Here is a 15,013-nt window from a genome sequence, read left to right as displayed (position 1 = left end):
CGCGGTGACGCTTCGATTGAGCGCGCTTCGATCAAGCGTTGGCGCAAGATTGACCCCTCACCCCAGCCATCACCCCGAAGGGGAGAGGGAGAAGGCAGATCAACCTGGCGCCAGCAACGCATCCAGATCCGACTGATCAAAGCTGAGCTTCTCGCGCGTGCCGCCACCTTCAAGTACGGCTTCGGCCAACTCGGCCTTGCGCGCCTTCATTTCCTCGATCCGCTCTTCCACCGTGCCGCCGGTGATCAGGCGGAACACGAACACCGGCTTGTCCTGACCAATGCGATGCGCGCGATCGGAGGCCTGCGCCTCCGCAGCCGGGTTCCACCACGGGTCGTAGTGAATCACGGTGTCTGCCGCGGTGAGGTTCAAGCCGACGCCACCCGCCTTGAGCGAGAGCAGGAACAGCGGCACTTCGCCTTCCTGGAACTGGCGCACCGGCTCGGCACGATCACGGGTTTCACCGGTCAACGTGACATAGCGAATGCGATGACGATCCAGCTCATGCGCGATCAGCTTGAGCATTTCGGTGAACTGCGAGAACAGCAGCACCTTGCGGCCTTCTCCCAACAGCGCGGGCAACATGTCCATCAACAATTCGAACTTGGCCGAATCGCGCACGCCGCGCGCCGCCTCCAGCTTCACCAGGCGCGGATCGCAGCAAACCTGGCGCAGCTTGAGCAAGGCATCGAGCACCACGATGCCGCTGTGCGAGATGCCGCGTTGGGCGATGACTTCGCGCAGCTCTTCGGCCAGTGACAGACGCAGGCTCTCGTACAGTTCGCGCTGGCGGCCTTCGAGGATCACGCGTCGCGTGATCTCGGTCTTCGGCGGCAATTCGGACGCCACCTGCGACTTGGTCCGGCGCAGGATGAAGGGCGCAAGGCGGCGATTGAGGCGAGCCTGGCAATCGGGATCGCGATGACGTTCGATCGGCAGGCGGTAATGGCGGCGGAACGCGCCCTCGTCGCCGAGCAAGCCGGGCACCGCGAGGTCGACCTGCGACCACAGCTCGCCCAGATGATTTTCCAACGGCGTGCCCGTGAGACAGATGCAGCGCGGCGCGCGCAGGCTCAGCACCGCGCGGCGTGCCTGCGTGCGGGGGTTCTTCACCTGCTGCGCTTCGTCCAGCACGATCAGCGCGAACGGCTGCTTGCGCAGCGTGACCACGTCACGCGGCAGCAGCGCATAACTGGTCAGCACGATGTCCTGCGCGCCGAGCTGCGAGAAATCGCCGCCGCGTTGCGGCCCATGCAGCGCGAGCACGCGCAACGCGGGGGCAAAGCGGGCCACTTCCGCCTGCCAGTTCGGAATCAGGCTGGTGGGCACCACTACCAGCGCGGGCTGGGTCAGCGCGCCGCGCTCTTTCAGCGCGAGCAGATGAGTGATCAGCTGCAGCGTCTTGCCCAAACCCATGTCGTCGGCCAGCACGCCGCCCACCCCCGCTTCAGCGAGTGCGTTGAGCCAGCGCAGGCCTTCGCGCTGGTAGGGGCGCAGTTCGACCGTAAGGCCTTCCGGCACGGCATCGCTGGCCCGCTCCGCCGCATCGCGCAAGCGAGCAGTGAAGCCACGCAGCGCGTCCGGTGCGACCAGCTCACTGCCACTGGGCAAGGCTTCGACCAGTTCTTCCAGGCGGCCCGCCTGCACGCGTGGCAGGTGAAGCTTGTTGCGAGGGCGTTCGAGATACTCGGCCAGTGGTGCAAGCAGCCCGCGCAATTCCTTCAGGCGCACCGGCACGCGGCGGCGTTCGTCCACCGGCGCGTACCAAACGGCGTCTTCCGGCTCGTTCGGAGCGGGGCTGAGGTTGAGCTGATGCTCGGCCAAGGCCTGCGCCACGGCGGGCAGCAGGTTATGCCGCTTGCCCTCGACCTCGATGCCGATTTCTAGGTCGAAGGCGTGATCGTCGGCATCTTCGACCGCATTGCCGTACCAGCGCACCGGCCCTTCCAGCACCTCGAACGGGAAGCTGGGCGCGTAGTCGAGCACAAAGCTTTCGGCTTCGAGCTTGGGCCGCAGCGCCAGCCAGCGCGCCGGCGTGTTCACTTCCAGCGCACCCGCGTAGCCTTTGCCGGGGAAAAGCCAGGCATCTTCGGGCAACGTGTCGGCAATATCCCAGGGTAGGCCTTCGGTATCCACGCCCGGCGTGAGGCCAGCACGCTCCAGCTGCTCCATCGCGGAGAGTTCTTCCGCGCGACGCCGGGTGATCTCGAACAGGTGGCCATTGCGCACGCGGCGCACCAACGGCTCGCCGCCGCGGCCAGGCAGGCGCTCGCCAGCATAGTCGAAGGCGAGGCGCGCATAGGCCAGCGGCGGTGTGCCGGCGGCCAGGCGGGCATGACGGGTGAGCGCGTGCAGGGTCAGCACAGGCTTGGGTGACAATTCGGCGCGACGCATTTCGCCGAGCACCTGCGGCAGCGGCAGCCGATGCGCCAGCCGGCTGCGCGGCAAGGTGTCGCGCAAGATCTGGCTGTATTCGTGGCTCAGCGGCGGGAGGTCCAGCCACTGGGCTTCTTCCAGCGGCGCCTCCAGATGACCCAGCTCGGCGCGCTCGGCGTCCATGTACCACAAGCCATCGATGCGCAGCAGGCGATGATTGGTCGGCAACGAAGGCAGCAGCCGCTGGCTGCCGTCCTGCTCCAGACGCCATTGCCAATTGAGTTGATGCGATTTGCCGCGCGACACGCGCAGGCCGGCGAGGCCGCCCAGGAAACACGGCGAGGTATCGAGAATCTCCGCCAGCAGTGCATCGCCGACGTGGCCAGACAGCCGCGCGTAGCTGCGACTCTTGCGCAAGCTCTGCGGCAGGCCGAGCACGGTAGCGGCCAGACGCTGCTCGTGCGGTTGCAGTGGCCGTTGCTGCAGATGTTTGCTGTCCAGCGGCGCAGGACGCACGAAGCGACCGCCCTGCTCGGCCACGGACAACAGCACGGGCGCGACGTCCAGATGTGCGTAGGGCATGCCTTCTTCAGGCATCACTTCGAGGAAAAAGCCCAGCACGCCTTGTTCATAAGGCGCACCCGCTGCCGCCGATGCCAGCAGCTTGCGCCAGACACCAGGCAATGTCTCGCCACCGCTGTCACTACGAGGCGTAGTCAGTTCGCCGTGCTGTTTATCGTCCGGTGACTGCATGCGCTTTCAGTCCGCTAGGGCGACCAAAACATTGAGCTTAGCAAGGGACTTGCACGAGTGCGCGTCTCATCGTCCGGTTTTTGATGTCGGACGATGACACATGGCTTCACAGCTCAAAACGGACCGAATAATCCCTTGGGATACTCAGGCTTCTGCTGGCGCCCCATCAGCAACTTGAGGCCCTCGGCCGGCGTGACCTCGCCGTGCAGGACAGCACGTACGCCGCTGCTGATAGGCAAGTCGAGCTCGTGCTTGGTCGCCAGACGGACCACTTCGTCCGCCGTGAGCACGCTTTCCACCACCTGGCCGATCTCGCGAACGGCCTCTGCAATGCCCTGGCCGCGTCCGAGCGCCAGGCCCAGGCGGCGGTTACGGGAGAGGTCACCGGTACAGGTAAGCACCAGATCGCCCAACCCCGCCAAGCCCATCAGGGTTTCAGGACGCGCGCCCAAGGCCACGCCCAGTCGCAGCATTTCGTTCATGCCACGCGTAATCAGGCCGGCGCGGGCATTGAGGCCCAGCTCCATGCCGTCGGCGACGCCGGTGGCGACCGCCAACACGTTCTTCATCGCGCCGCCCAGCTCCGCGCCCAACACATCGCTGCCCGAATAGGCGCGAAAGTTCGGCGCGTGCAGCAACAAGGCCAGTTCGTGGGCGAAGGCGTCGTCGTCGGAATGCACGGTGACGGCGCTCGGCATGCCAGCGGCCACTTCGCGCGCGAACGACGGGCCCGTCACGACCGCCGCGGCACGCCCCGGGAAACGCTCGGCCACCAGTTCGTGCAGGAAGCGGCCGGTGCCCGGCTCGAAACCCTTCGTGGCCCAGGCGATGCGGGCACCGGGCTCCAGCCAGGGCTCGATGTCCTCCAGCATGGAGGCGAACGCGTGACTCGGCACCACGATCAGCACGACCTGCGCGCCGCGCAAAGCAGCGGCGAGGTCGGGCTCGTAGACCAGCTCGGCCGGCAACTCGACATCCGGCAGATAGCGATGATTGCGATGGCCTTCGGCCATCGCCTTCAACGCGGAGGCATCACGGCCCCACAGCCGGGTCGGCACCTGGTTGCGCGCGGCGAGGGCCGCCAGCGCAGTGCCCCAGGAACCGGCGCCGAGAACGGCCAGGATCGGACGCTCTTCCATAAGCAGGCTCTATCGGATCAGCTATTGAGCATCGGAGCGGCGCTGCCGCTGAGCACGCGACGCTGCTGTTCGGCGAACAGGGCATCGAAGTTGATCGGCTGCAGCAGGAACGGCGGGAAGCCGCCTTCCAGCACGAGCGACGAAAGCACCTGGCGTGCGTACGGGAACAACAGGTTCGGGCAGTAGCTGTTGATGATGCCGGCGTGGTCGACTTCGCTGAAGCCGGCAATGCCGAACACGCCAGCCTGCTGCACTTCGGCCAAATAGGCCGTGCGCTCGCCGAGCATGCAGGTCAGGGTCAAGCTGAGCACCACTTCGTACAGGTCGTTGCCCAGGTCGACGGCCTTCTGGCCCAGGTTCAGCTGCACTTGCGGCTGCTCCTCCGTTTCACCCACTTCCTGGAAGATCTGCGGGGCGTTGGGTGCCTCGTAGGACACGTCCTTCACATAGATCTTCTGCAACACCAGCTGCGGCTGGCCAGCCTGGCCATTGGCCGGGCCGTTGGCGGTGAAATCTGCCATGGGAAATCCCTCGTAAAAAAGTGCGATATGCGGTTGAGCAAAGAGTTGGATTGTTCCATACATCCCCGCAGGCCGCCATGCGGATACCCCCGAACTGAGCAAATATTGCGCATGACCCTGTTTTTCTGGGAGAATGCCTGGCTCGACTATGCCGACCCGATGCTTCGGGCACGTTCGCGACGCGATGCGGACCTCACGGCAGACCCCGAAATCAACACCCTCCAGCATCGCGTGGCGCACAGCGCCGCTGGGCCGATGTCGCCCTGGCTAACGGGCGGTACACCGATTACGGAGGTCATCATGGCCCGTGTATGTCAAGTCACCGGAAAGGGTGTGCAGACCGGCAACAACGTCTCGCACGCCAACAATAAAACCCGTCGCCGCTGGTTGCCGAACCTGCATGAGCGTCGCTTCTGGGTCCCGAGCGAGAACCGCTGGGTGAAGCTGCGCGTTTCCAACCACGCACTGCGCACCATCGACAAGAATGGCATCGAGGCCGTGATCGCCGACCTGCGTGCTCGCGGCGAAAAGGTCTGAGGATTGAGCCATGGCTAATAGCAAACAAGACAAGATCCGCCTGATCTCCTCGGCCGGTACCGGCCACTTCTACACCACGCAGAAGAACAAGAAGAACACGCCGGAAAAGTTCGAGTTCAAGAAGTACGATCCGGTCGTCCGCAAGCATGTGATCTACAAGGAAGGCAAGATCAAGTAATCCGCACTGCGGCTTACGATCAAGTCTCCGCAAAGAACCCGCCGCAAGGCGGGTTTTTTGTTGCCCAAGCCGGACCCCAGGGCATCTCGCCCCGAACATGCCGATAAACCCGGCCCGAACTTGCTGCCGCCCGCGTCGCCACGCATCATGCGCGTGATGCCCATGCCCCCTGCGTTGTTCCACTCGCTGCTTGGCTCCGCCGAATGGGGCCAGCTGGCAACACCCGTTCGGCGCATGCACGGCGATGACGCGCGGGTGCATGCCGCAGGCTACGCGACGGTCGAAGGTAGCTCACGGCTGCCGGCGCGACTGCTGAGACGCCTGCTGCGCTTACCCGAGCCCGGCCCCGACCAGGCGCTGGCGCTTACTATTGAACGCCGTAATGGCCAGGAAACCTGGATCCGGCGCTTTGCGAGCGGGCATATGCGCTCTACCTTGCGCAGCGTCGACGGCAGGCAACTGCGCGAACGCCTCGGACCGGTATCGCTGCACTTCAAACTTCGCCGCGATGGCGACGTGATCGACTGGAAGTTGTGCAGCGCCCGCCTGCTGGGCGTGCCGTTGCCGCCTTGGTTGTGCGGCAACGTGCTGTCCCGCAGCGGTGCGCACGGTGGGCGTTATGCCTTTGATATCGATGTGCGACTGCCGCTGATCGGACAACTGGTCGCCTATCGCGGTTGGCTGGAGCTGGCCGATGGCCAGTGACAACAGTCCGCCCGTCATCGTATTCGACGGCGTCTGCGTGCTCTGCAGTCGCTGGGTGGATTTCATTCTCCGTCACGATCACGCCGGCCTTTTTCGGCTCGCGGCCATGCAAGGCGCGCAGGGGCGATCCCTGCTTATCGCACACGGCCTCTCACCCGACGATCCATCGTCGTTCCTGCTCGTGCAGGATGGCCACGGCTTCAGCAATACTGATGCGATCGCCCGCGTGCTCAAGCAGCTCGGTGGGCGCTGGCGTTACGCCAGTGCTGCTGTGCGTGCCGTACCGCCAGGCCTGCGTGATCCCGCTTATCGCTGGATGGCCAGACATCGCTACCGGCTCTTCGGCAGGCGCTCCCAGTGCCGACTTCCAGAGCCCGACCAGGCCTGGCGATTTATCGAATAGATCAGAGTCCTTAGCGCACTAGCTCGAAGCCTGTACGCAGCGCAAATCCGTCAAAGCCGGCGGTTATCTGCTCAAGCGTGAGCAGCCCCATGCACGGCAACGCCCCTTTAGCCTCCACCCTCCCGTCCGCGAGTTGTCGCGCCAGCACGACAGCGGGCGTCACTGGCACCTGCGGCCCGTCGCCCGCATCCGCTTCTAGCCACCATCGGAGGTGGAGCGCCACGCCATTTCGATCCTCGCCACGCATCTCGACGCTCATGCCACCGACATCCGTTCCAAAACGGATGAAACGCTCGCTCAGGCGCCGCATCCAGGGCGCGTGGCATGCCAGGTCGCGAACAAGACCAAGCCGCACCAGCACCGCAGCGCACCAGGTAGCCCACTGCAACAAGGGCAGCTCAAGGCCAGCGCGAAAAACGACGGTGCGCACTTGCGGATAGCGTGAAGGAAATAGTTCGAGATCCGGAATGTCGCACACGCCGACTCGGCGTCGACCAAAGGGAAACACCTGGCGCTGGCTATCCATCCAGCCATGGCTGTTTGCCCACTGCCCTTGCCGCCAGACTCGTATCGGGCGACCGCAATAACCGAGGATGGAAGCCACCGTGGCATCACCGCGCGGCGTGCGGTTGCCCGGATTGATCGCGTGCTCGATACGATCGAGCCTGCCGAAGCGTGGCGTTAGCGCATCGACGACAGCCGAACTCAAGGCAGGCACGCTGGATGCACCGCTGACCAGCAGGCGACCTGCATGTCTGGCGGACTCATCCAGGCGATCAAAGCCGCACACGAAATCACGGCCATCGGCCAGATCGATGTAATCGCTGTCACAAGCCAGACACGCCTCGGCGACGCGATAGTCCTGTCGCTGGAACGGACCTGCGGTATGGATGACCAGCTGCGGCTTGAGCTGCGCCAAGGCCCGCGGGAAATCATCACCTTCGACATCCAGCGTTGCGACCTGAACTAGCGGATCGCCCATCGACACACGCAGTGCTTCCAGCGGAGGCAACCGGCGCCCGGAGATAGTCAACGAGAAACGCGGATCGCGAGCCAGACGTTGCGCGATACGAGAGCCGAACACACCGGTCGCTCCAATGACAATTACCCGTAAGCCCATCCTTGCCCCGCTCACGCTCCCAAGAACTTTCCCATTAAAGCCGAGTAGGCGGGCGCCTGTCACGGCACGCCCCGCTGACGAGAATCCAGACGTAAAAAAAAGCCCGCCTTTCGGCGGGCTTTTCATCACTTCGGTGGCAAAACCAATCAGGCGTTGGCGACCGAATAGCTCTTCAGTCGAGCAGCGAATTCCTGCAGCGAGCGAATGCCGCTCTGCTCCGCTTCGGCGACCCACTGCTGCAGACCCTTCAGCGCCTGGTCGGGACCGCGCTGCTCCATCAGGGCGGCGAGGCGGGCGCGGAAATCGCACACCGTGCTCAAGGTCGGACGCTTAGCCAGCACGGCCTGCATGCGGTCACGACCTTCGCTATCCAGCCAACGACCACCGTCGGCCAGCGCACGGCGCATGCGGCGCGGCGTCGACTTGATGCTGTCGCCGGCGTGCTGCGCTTCGTCGCGCATGGTCGGGATGATCACGTTGCGGTAGTAGTCGGTCATCGCCTGGAAGCGATGGGTGAGCACGCCCTTCAGCGTTTCGGCATCCGGCAGGTGTACGTTCGGGCGCACGTCCAGCGACGGCGCCACGCGCAGCACCTTGGCCAGGCCCACGGCACGCAGAGCGCAGATGGCGGCCCAGCCGATATCGAACTCCCACTTGCGCAGGGCGAACTTCGCCGAGCTCGGGAAGGCGTGGTGGTTGTTGTGCAGCTCTTCGCCGCCGATCCAGAAACCCCAGGGAATCAGGTTGGTCGCGGTGTCGGCGCTTTCGAAGTTGCGGTAACCCCACCAGTGGCCGATGCCGTTGACGAAGCCGGCGGCCCAGAACGGGATCCACATCATCTGCACGGCCCACAGCGCGGCGCCGATCACGCCGAACAGGGCAAAGCTGATCACCAGCATCAGGGTCGGACCCCAATACGGATGGGCGCCATAGACGTTGCGCTCGAGCCAGTCGTCAGGCGTGCCGCGGCCGTACTTCTCGAGGTCTTCCTTCACTTCGCTGGCATCGCGGTACAGCGAGACGCCGTCCCAGAACACCTTCTTGATGCCGTAGATCTGCGGGCTGTGCGGATCTTCCTCGGTCTCGACCTTGGCGTGGTGCTTGCGATGCACCGCCACCCACTCCTTGGTGACCATGCCCGTGGTGAGCCAGCCCCAGAAGCGGAAGAAATGCGCCACCACCGGGTGCAGGTCCACACCGCGATGCGTCTGGCAGCGGTGCAGGTACAGCGTCACCGTGAAGATGGTGAGCTGGGTCATGACCAGCATGTAGATCAACATGCTGAGCCAACCGGCATGCGTGATGCCGTTGGACAAGAAATTGAGGACTGCGTCGAGCATGGGAAACACCCAGGTGTATGAAATATCAGTCTATGCGAGGGGTTTCCGTACCCGCCAGCATGGACAACGCAAAATATTGTCGCACCTCTTTCGTGCGACAAAGTTAATGTGCTGTGCCACGCATTAGGGCCCTCACCCAGTTGTCTATAAGTGGGGGTCCCGTGACAATCATGCAATGACCGCGCCTACCGCCGTACTGCAACTGGATCACATAACCCGCCACCGCGCCGGGCGACCTGCCGTGACCGATCTCAGCCTGCAGCTGGACTCGGGACAGGTACTGGGTTTGCTGGGGGTCAACGGTGCGGGAAAGTCGACCACGCTGGCCATGGTGGCCGGGGCCCTGGTGCCCGATAAAGGCAGCATCAAGCTGAATGGAAAGGACTTTATCGAGCATCCCGAACTGGCTCGCCGTGCCATCGGCTGGCTGCCGGAACGTGCCCCTATGTGGCCAGAACTGACCGTCAGCGAACATCTGGACGCTCATGGGCGCCTGCGCGGCCTGCATGGCGCGGCCCTGGCACAGGCCTGCAGGAAGATCATCGAGCGCCTCGACCTGGGCTCGCTGGCCCCTCGACTGGCCGGCGTATTGTCGCAGGGCCAACGCCAACGGCTGGGGCTGGCCTGTGCGCTGCTGCATGAACCTTCCCTGCTGGTGCTGGACGAACCCGCCAACGCGCTCGACCCGGTACAAGTGGCGGCATTGCGTGGCGTGATCCGCGAACAGGCTGCTGCCGGCACTGCCATCATTCTTTCCACGCATCTGCTGGCCGAGGTGACGGCCGCCTGCGATCGCGTGGCCATCCTGCATGAAGGCCAGTTGCGCTACGACGGCCCGATCAAAGACGACGACCACCGCATGCTGGAACAGACCTTCTTCGATATCGCCATGCGCGGCGACGAGAACCGCGACCGGATGCAAGCCGCATGAGCCTGCCGTTGATGGGCGTGTTCGCGGTAACGCGACTGGAACTTCGGCGCCTGTTTGTCCGGCCGTTGGCCTGGGTGCTCGCCGCACTGACGCTGGCCCTGCTGGCCTGGCGCTTCGTGCTGCTGTTGGGCGGTTTCCTGGCCAGCCAGATCAAGCTTGCCGCGCTACCCGGCGGCCCCGGCTATACCGACCTGGTCGGCATACCGATGTTGAGCAGCATCCTTACCGGCGGCATGCTGCCGTTCGGTGTTGCAGAGCTGGCGCTGGTGATCGTGCCGCTGCTGGCCATGTCGACCCTGGCCGGCGAGCGCAGCAACGGCACCTTGCCGCTTTGGTTCGCCGCCGGCCTGCCCGCCTCGCATATCGTGCTGGGCAAGTACTTCGCGCTGATGTTGTGGCTGCTGATCTGGCTGGTGCTGGCACTGGTCATGCCCTTGAGTCTCGCGCATGGCGTCACCCTGGACTGGGGCAAGCTGGCGTCCGCATCGCTGGGCCTGTTGCTGATGCTGGCCACGCTCGCCGCCATCGGCGTGGCCTGCTCGGCCTTCACGGCGCTTCCCGCCATGGCGGCCGCCATGAGTCTGATGCTCGGACTGGCCTTGGCTGGCGTGAACCTGGGCGCGCAGATGGCTGGCGTCGGCAACGGCTTTTTCAATTGGCTGTCGATGAGCAATCACCTGGAGTCGCTGCTGCGTGGACTGGTTTCCAGCGCCGACGTCATGTGGTTCGTGCTGGTCATCGCGGTCGCGCTGGCGCTTGCCACGCAACGCCTGGCCTCCGAGCGGGAGCGCGGCTGATGACGCGCCTGTTCCGACATCTGAACAGCTGGCTGTTCGCCGTGGCCCTGCTGCTTGGCGCGGGCGCGCTGGGCTACCTCACCATGCGGTATGAGTTCGCTACGGACTGGACTTACGGCGGCCGCGCCAGCCTGTCGACCGAAACTCGTGCCGTACTGGCGACGCTCGGTGGCCCGGTGGAGATCGTCAGCTACGCCAGCCCGCAAGGGGATCTGCGCAACACCATCAGCCTTTTCGTGCAGCGCTATCAGCGCGTGAAGAATGACCTGTCGCTGCGCTTCGTCGATCCGCAGCAGGACCCGGCCGCGATGCGCGAGTTGGGCATCACGGTCGACGGCGCCCTGATCATCCATTATCTGGGTCGTGAGCAGCGTCTGGATGAATTGTCCGAGCGCAGCATGACGAATGGATTGGAACGCCTGGCACGTGGCGGCGAGCGCATCGTGGCCTTCGTTTCCGGTGACGGCGAGCGCCGCGCCGACGGCAAGGGCAATGCAGACCTCGGCACCTTCATGGCGCAGCTGGAAGGGCGCGGCATGCGTGCCGTGCCGCTGAATTTCTCCCAAGTGAACGCGGTACCGCAACACACCGACCTGGTGGTGCTGGCGAGCCCGGAACTGGCGTTGCCCGATGCGGCGGCGAAGGCGCTGACCGACTACGTCGCCAATGGCGGCAACCTGCTGTGGCTAACCGAACCGAGCAACGATGACCTGCATCTGCAGTCGCTGGCCGATGCGCTGAGCGTGCGCGTGCTGCCCGGCGTCCTCGTCGATGGCCAGGGCGCGGCGCTGGGCCTGCACGACCCGCGCATGATCACCTTGGGAAGCTACCCGGTAAACCCGATCACGCGCGGCCTGACGTTGACCACGTTGTTCCCGCAAGTCTCTGCCCTGGCGGTGAGCGCACGCAGCGACTGGACCGTGATGCCGTTCCTGCGCTCCAGCGCGCAAAGCTGGACCGAGTTCAAACCCATCGACAATGCACAAAGCTCCACGGTCCAGTACGACGCCAGCCTCGGCGAGCTGAAGGGCCCGCTGGACTTTGCCTTTGCGATGACCCGGCTTTCGCCTAGCCCGGACAAGAAAGAGCAGCGCGTCGTGCTGATCGGCGACGGCGACTTCCTCTCCAACACGTTCTTGGGCAATGGCGGCAATCGCGCACTGGGTGAACGCATCTTTGACTGGCTGCTCGGCGACGACGCCCTGGTCAACTTGCCGCCGCGGGGCGCGCCGGACCGCGTGCTGCAAATTTCGCAGGCGCAGCTGAGCGGCGTGACCCTGGGCTTCCTGGTCGTGTTGCCGCTGCTGCTGCTGGGCATCGGCGGATGGATCACCTGGCGCCGGCGCCGCGCATGAAGCGAGCCGTGCGCCAATGCTTGTGGATGATCGGCGGCGCGGTCGCGCTGGTCGCGGTGGCCGGCTGGCAATGGCAGAGCGATCGCGCGAAAGATCCTGGCACTTTGCTGAATCTGACGCCCGCCTCAGTCACTCAGGTGGAACTCAACCTAGGCCAAGGTCCCACCGAACACTACGCGCGGCGTGACGGCCATTGGTGGCGCACCGACGGCACGCCAGCGCGTGCCGATGACGGACGCCTTGGCGAGATCGTCAATACGGCGGCGGCCGTCGTGCTCAGTTGGCGCCCGGCCAGCGATTTCATTCCCGCCAAGATTGGCCTGTCCCCGCCGCTGGCCGTGCTCAGCCTGGACGGTCAGCGCCTGGAATTCGGGGAAACGTCGGTCACGGGCCCGCAGCGCTATGTGCGCGTGGGTGAGCGTGTGGCGCTCATTTCCGTACGCTACATGCCCAGGCCGGTCACCGGCGAGATCAAGCGGGCGAAGTAGGCCGCTTTGCGGCATCACCCGCACGACCAGCGACAAGGCCACTTGCGCCCCGCCCGCTCCTCCCCATATCTAGGCCATCCCTCGGCAGGAGCAACGATATGAGTCAGCAGGCGATCGGCGTAGTGGGTATGGCTGTGATGGGCAGCAATCTTGCTTTGAACATCGAAAGTCGCGGCCATGCCGTGTCCATCTACAACCGCCACCGCGAACGCACCGATCAGGTCATCGCCGAGAATCCCGGCAAGCGACTCGTACCCACCTACACCCTGCCCGAGTTCGTCGATTCGCTGGAAAAGCCGCGACGCATCCTGCTGATGGTGAAGGCCGGCGAACCCACCGACGCCACGCTGGCCGAGCTCAAGCCCCTGCTGGACAAGGGCGACATCGTGATCGATGGCGGCAACACGTTTTTCCAGGACACCATCCGTCGCGAACGCGAGCTGGGTGCGGCGGGCCTGCATTTCATCGGCACCGGCGTTTCCGGTGGTGAGGAAGGCGCATTGCATGGCCCCTCGATCATGCCCGGCGGCCCGCGCGACGCCTACGACCTGGTCGCGCCCATCCTCACCGAAATCGCTGCGCGCGCTCCTGATGGCGAACCCTGCGTGGCCTATATGGGCCCGAATGGCGCCGGCCATTACGTGAAGATGGTGCACAACGGCATCGAATACGGTGACATGCAGTTGATCGCCGAGAGCTACGCAGTGCTCCGCGACGTGCTTGGCCTTTCCAACGACGAACTCGCAACGGTTTACGGTGAGTGGAACAAGGGTGAGCTGGACAGCTACCTCATCACCATCACCGCCGATATCTTCACCAAGAAAGACAATGAATCCGGCAACGCGCTGGTCGACATGATTCTTGACCGCGCCGCCCAGAAGGGCACCGGCAAATGGACCAGCCAGAGCGCGCTCGACCTGAGCGTGCCGCTTCCCTTGATTACGGAGTCGGTTTTTGCACGCCTGCTTTCGGCACTCAAGGAGGAACGCGTTGTCGCCAGCAAGGTGCTGCCGGGCCCGAAGGCCACTACCTTCACGGGCGACCGCGCTGCCTTTGTTGAAGCCGTGCGGCGCGCGCTGTACTTCAGCAAGATCGTGTCCTATGCCCAGGGCTTCGCGCAGCTGCGCGCCGCCTCGGACGAATATCAGTGGCAGCTGCCCTACGGCACCATCGCGCGCATCTTCCGCGCCGGTTGCATCATCCGCGCGCGCTTCCTGCAGAAGATCACCGATGCCTATGCGCACGACGCGCAACTGAAGAACCTGCTGCTCGACCCGTATTTCCGCGATATCGCCGCGCAGTACCAGGATGCGTTGCGCGAGGTCGTGGCGACGGCGGTGCGTGCCGGCGTGGCCGTGCCGTGTTTCGCCTCGGCCATCGCCTACTACGACAGCTATCGCGCCGAACATCTGCCGGCCAATCTGCTGCAGGCGCAGCGCGATTATTTTGGCGCGCATACGTTCGAACGCATCGACAAGCCCGGCAGCTTCCACGCCGACTGGAGCTGAGGACCCGCTCTTCCATGTCAATCGAGTCTCATCGTGCCTGAATTGCCCGAAGTCGAAACCACCCGTCGAGGGATCGAGCCGCATGTTGTCGGCAGGCGCGTTACGGGGGTGATATTGCGTCGCCCCGATTTACGTTGGCCGATTCCGCCGGAAATCAGCGGGCTGTTGCCGGGCCAACGCATCGATGCCGTCGAACGACGCGCGAAGTATCTGCTACTGCATACGCAAGTTGGCAGCGCACTGGTGCACCTGGGCATGACAGGTGTGCTGCGTGTGTTGCCGCCCGATGCATTGGTCGGCAAACACGATCATGTCGATATCGCGCTGGAACCGACCACCACGGAGGGCCCCCGCGTACTACGTTTCACCGATGCTCGACGCTTCGGCAGCGTGCTGTGGCAAGCGCCCGGCGAAACCCATGAGCTGCTTGCCTCGCTCGGCCCCGAGCCACTGACCGACGATTTCGACGGCGACCTGTTGTGGCATCTGTCGCGCGGGCGCAAGGCAGCGGTGAAATTGTTTCTGATGGATAACGCCATCGTGGTGGGCGTGGGGAACATCTACGCCAGCGAAGCGTTGTTTGCGGCAGGCATTGATCCGCGCAAGCCAGCAGGCGGTGTGTCGCGAGCGCGCTATGCGCGGCTGGCAGCGGAGGTGAAACGCATCCTGGCCTGGGCGATCGAGCGCGGTGGCACGACGTTGCGCGATTTCATCAATCCGGACGGTGCGCCGGGTTATTTCTTCCGCGAGTTGCAGGTTTATGGGCGCGAGGGGGAACCGTGTCAGGTGTGTGGCACGCGGATTCGGCAGGTGGTGCTGGGCCAGCGTTCGACGTTTTGGTGTCCGCGCTGTCAGCGGTAGC

At 64.5% G+C, this 15,013-nt stretch carries 15 protein-coding genes; 10 read left to right on the top strand and 5 right to left on the bottom strand.

The features are described from left to right. Positions 1–99 precede the first annotated feature (99 nt). From OUZ30_RS01190 to secB, 3 genes are all read right to left on the bottom strand, one after another. Complete coding sequence (locus tag OUZ30_RS01190; RefSeq protein ID WP_266180329.1) at positions 100–3,129, bottom strand: DEAD/DEAH box helicase; 3,030 nt, start codon at positions 3,127–3,129, stop codon at positions 100–102. A 113-nt stretch (positions 3,130–3,242) separates the two neighbouring features. Next, positions 3,243–4,268: an NAD(P)H-dependent glycerol-3-phosphate dehydrogenase gene (locus OUZ30_RS01185; RefSeq protein ID WP_266180328.1), complete on the bottom strand. Its 1,026-nt coding sequence runs from the start codon at positions 4,266–4,268 to the stop codon at positions 3,243–3,245. A 17-nt stretch (positions 4,269–4,285) separates the two neighbouring features. Then, complete coding sequence (gene secB / locus OUZ30_RS01180; RefSeq protein WP_266180327.1) at positions 4,286–4,789, bottom strand: protein-export chaperone SecB; 504 nt, start codon at positions 4,787–4,789, stop codon at positions 4,286–4,288. Between the two features lie 300 nt (positions 4,790–5,089). Here secB and rpmB point away from each other — a divergent pair, with 300 nt between their 5' ends. The 4 genes from rpmB to OUZ30_RS01160 are packed head-to-tail and all read left to right on the top strand — an operon-like array spanning position 5,090 to position 6,612. Then, positions 5,090–5,326: a 50S ribosomal protein L28 gene (gene rpmB / locus OUZ30_RS01175; RefSeq protein ID WP_266150965.1), complete on the top strand. Its 237-nt coding sequence runs from the start codon at positions 5,090–5,092 to the stop codon at positions 5,324–5,326. 10 nt (positions 5,327–5,336) lie between these two features. Next, entirely contained in the window at positions 5,337–5,504 is a 168-nt protein-coding gene (gene rpmG / locus OUZ30_RS01170) for a 50S ribosomal protein L33 (protein WP_008211962.1), read from the top strand. A gap of 57 nt (positions 5,505–5,561) precedes the next feature. Continuing rightward, positions 5,562–6,209 carry a DUF4166 domain-containing protein gene (locus OUZ30_RS01165; protein ID WP_266180326.1) on the top strand — a complete coding sequence of 216 codons (648 nt, stop codon included), beginning with the start codon at positions 5,562–5,564 and terminating at the stop codon, positions 6,207–6,209. Then, on the top strand, positions 6,199–6,612 hold the full coding sequence (locus OUZ30_RS01160) for a thiol-disulfide oxidoreductase DCC family protein (protein WP_266180325.1): 414 nt from the start codon (positions 6,199–6,201) through the stop codon (positions 6,610–6,612). The genes OUZ30_RS01165 and OUZ30_RS01160 overlap by 11 nt, the downstream gene beginning before the upstream one ends. Positions 6,613–6,622: 10 nt before the next feature. Here OUZ30_RS01160 and OUZ30_RS01155 read toward each other — a convergent pair whose 3' ends face one another. Beyond that, a complete protein-coding gene (locus OUZ30_RS01155; RefSeq protein ID WP_266180324.1) occupies positions 6,623–7,732 on the bottom strand; it encodes a saccharopine dehydrogenase family protein in 1,110 nt (369 codons plus the stop codon). 146 nt (positions 7,733–7,878) lie between these two features. Next, positions 7,879–9,072 (bottom strand): DesA family fatty acid desaturase, encoded by a 1,194-nt coding sequence (locus OUZ30_RS01150; protein ID WP_266180323.1) that lies wholly within the window; start codon positions 9,070–9,072, stop codon positions 7,879–7,881. Between the two features lie 175 nt (positions 9,073–9,247). Here OUZ30_RS01150 and OUZ30_RS01145 point away from each other — a divergent pair, with 175 nt between their 5' ends. The 6 genes from OUZ30_RS01145 to mutM all read left to right on the top strand — a co-directional run bounded on the left by OUZ30_RS01145 (position 9,248) and on the right by mutM (position 15,012). After that, positions 9,248–10,003, top strand: coding sequence for an ABC transporter ATP-binding protein (locus OUZ30_RS01145; protein WP_266180322.1), 756 nt, complete (start codon positions 9,248–9,250; stop codon positions 10,001–10,003). After that, the gene (locus OUZ30_RS01140; protein ID WP_266180321.1) at positions 10,000–10,800 is read left to right on the top strand and encodes an ABC transporter permease; all 801 of its coding nucleotides are present in this window, start codon (positions 10,000–10,002) and stop codon (positions 10,798–10,800) included. The genes OUZ30_RS01145 and OUZ30_RS01140 overlap by 4 nt, the downstream gene beginning before the upstream one ends. After that, positions 10,800–12,155, top strand: coding sequence for a GldG family protein (locus OUZ30_RS01135; protein ID WP_266180320.1), 1,356 nt, complete (start codon positions 10,800–10,802; stop codon positions 12,153–12,155). The genes OUZ30_RS01140 and OUZ30_RS01135 overlap by 1 nt, the downstream gene beginning before the upstream one ends. After that, positions 12,152–12,643 carry a hypothetical protein gene (locus OUZ30_RS01130; RefSeq protein ID WP_266180319.1) on the top strand — a complete coding sequence of 164 codons (492 nt, stop codon included), beginning with the start codon at positions 12,152–12,154 and terminating at the stop codon, positions 12,641–12,643. Before OUZ30_RS01135 ends, OUZ30_RS01130 begins: the two co-directional genes overlap by 4 nt. Positions 12,644–12,741: 98 nt before the next feature. Next, positions 12,742–14,151, top strand: coding sequence for an NADP-dependent phosphogluconate dehydrogenase (gndA, locus tag OUZ30_RS01125; protein WP_266180318.1), 1,410 nt, complete (start codon positions 12,742–12,744; stop codon positions 14,149–14,151). A gap of 33 nt (positions 14,152–14,184) precedes the next feature. Continuing rightward, positions 14,185–15,012: a bifunctional DNA-formamidopyrimidine glycosylase/DNA-(apurinic or apyrimidinic site) lyase gene (gene mutM, locus OUZ30_RS01120; protein WP_266180317.1), complete on the top strand. Its 828-nt coding sequence runs from the start codon at positions 14,185–14,187 to the stop codon at positions 15,010–15,012. The last annotated feature ends 1 nt before the right edge of the window (position 15,013 follow it).

It is taken from the genome of Dyella humicola, from assembly GCF_026283945.1.
Lineage (GTDB): Bacteria > Pseudomonadota > Gammaproteobacteria > Xanthomonadales > Rhodanobacteraceae > Dyella > Dyella humicola.
This window is presented reverse-complemented; position numbering and strand designations above follow the sequence as displayed.

Coding starts and splice junctions, on each gene's coding strand:
- OUZ30_RS01190 (WP_266180329.1), bottom strand. CDS start 3,129: ATGCAGTCACCGGACGATAAACAGCACGGCGAACTGACTACGCCTCGT.
- OUZ30_RS01185 (WP_266180328.1), bottom strand. CDS start 4,268: ATGGAAGAGCGTCCGATCCTGGCCGTTCTCGGCGCCGGTTCCTGGGGC.
- secB (WP_266180327.1), bottom strand. CDS start 4,789: ATGGCAGATTTCACCGCCAACGGCCCGGCCAATGGCCAGGCTGGCCAG.
- rpmB (WP_266150965.1), top strand. CDS start 5,090: ATGGCCCGTGTATGTCAAGTCACCGGAAAGGGTGTGCAGACCGGCAAC.
- rpmG (WP_008211962.1), top strand. CDS start 5,337: ATGGCTAATAGCAAACAAGACAAGATCCGCCTGATCTCCTCGGCCGGT.
- OUZ30_RS01160 (WP_266180325.1), top strand. CDS start 6,199: ATGGCCAGTGACAACAGTCCGCCCGTCATCGTATTCGACGGCGTCTGC.
- OUZ30_RS01155 (WP_266180324.1), bottom strand. CDS start 7,732: ATGGGCTTACGGGTAATTGTCATTGGAGCGACCGGTGTGTTCGGCTCT.
- OUZ30_RS01150 (WP_266180323.1), bottom strand. CDS start 9,072: ATGCTCGACGCAGTCCTCAATTTCTTGTCCAACGGCATCACGCATGCC.
- OUZ30_RS01145 (WP_266180322.1), top strand. CDS start 9,248: ATGACCGCGCCTACCGCCGTACTGCAACTGGATCACATAACCCGCCAC.
- OUZ30_RS01140 (WP_266180321.1), top strand. CDS start 10,000: ATGAGCCTGCCGTTGATGGGCGTGTTCGCGGTAACGCGACTGGAACTT.
- OUZ30_RS01135 (WP_266180320.1), top strand. CDS start 10,800: ATGACGCGCCTGTTCCGACATCTGAACAGCTGGCTGTTCGCCGTGGCC.
- OUZ30_RS01130 (WP_266180319.1), top strand. CDS start 12,152: ATGAAGCGAGCCGTGCGCCAATGCTTGTGGATGATCGGCGGCGCGGTC.
- gndA (WP_266180318.1), top strand. CDS start 12,742: ATGAGTCAGCAGGCGATCGGCGTAGTGGGTATGGCTGTGATGGGCAGC.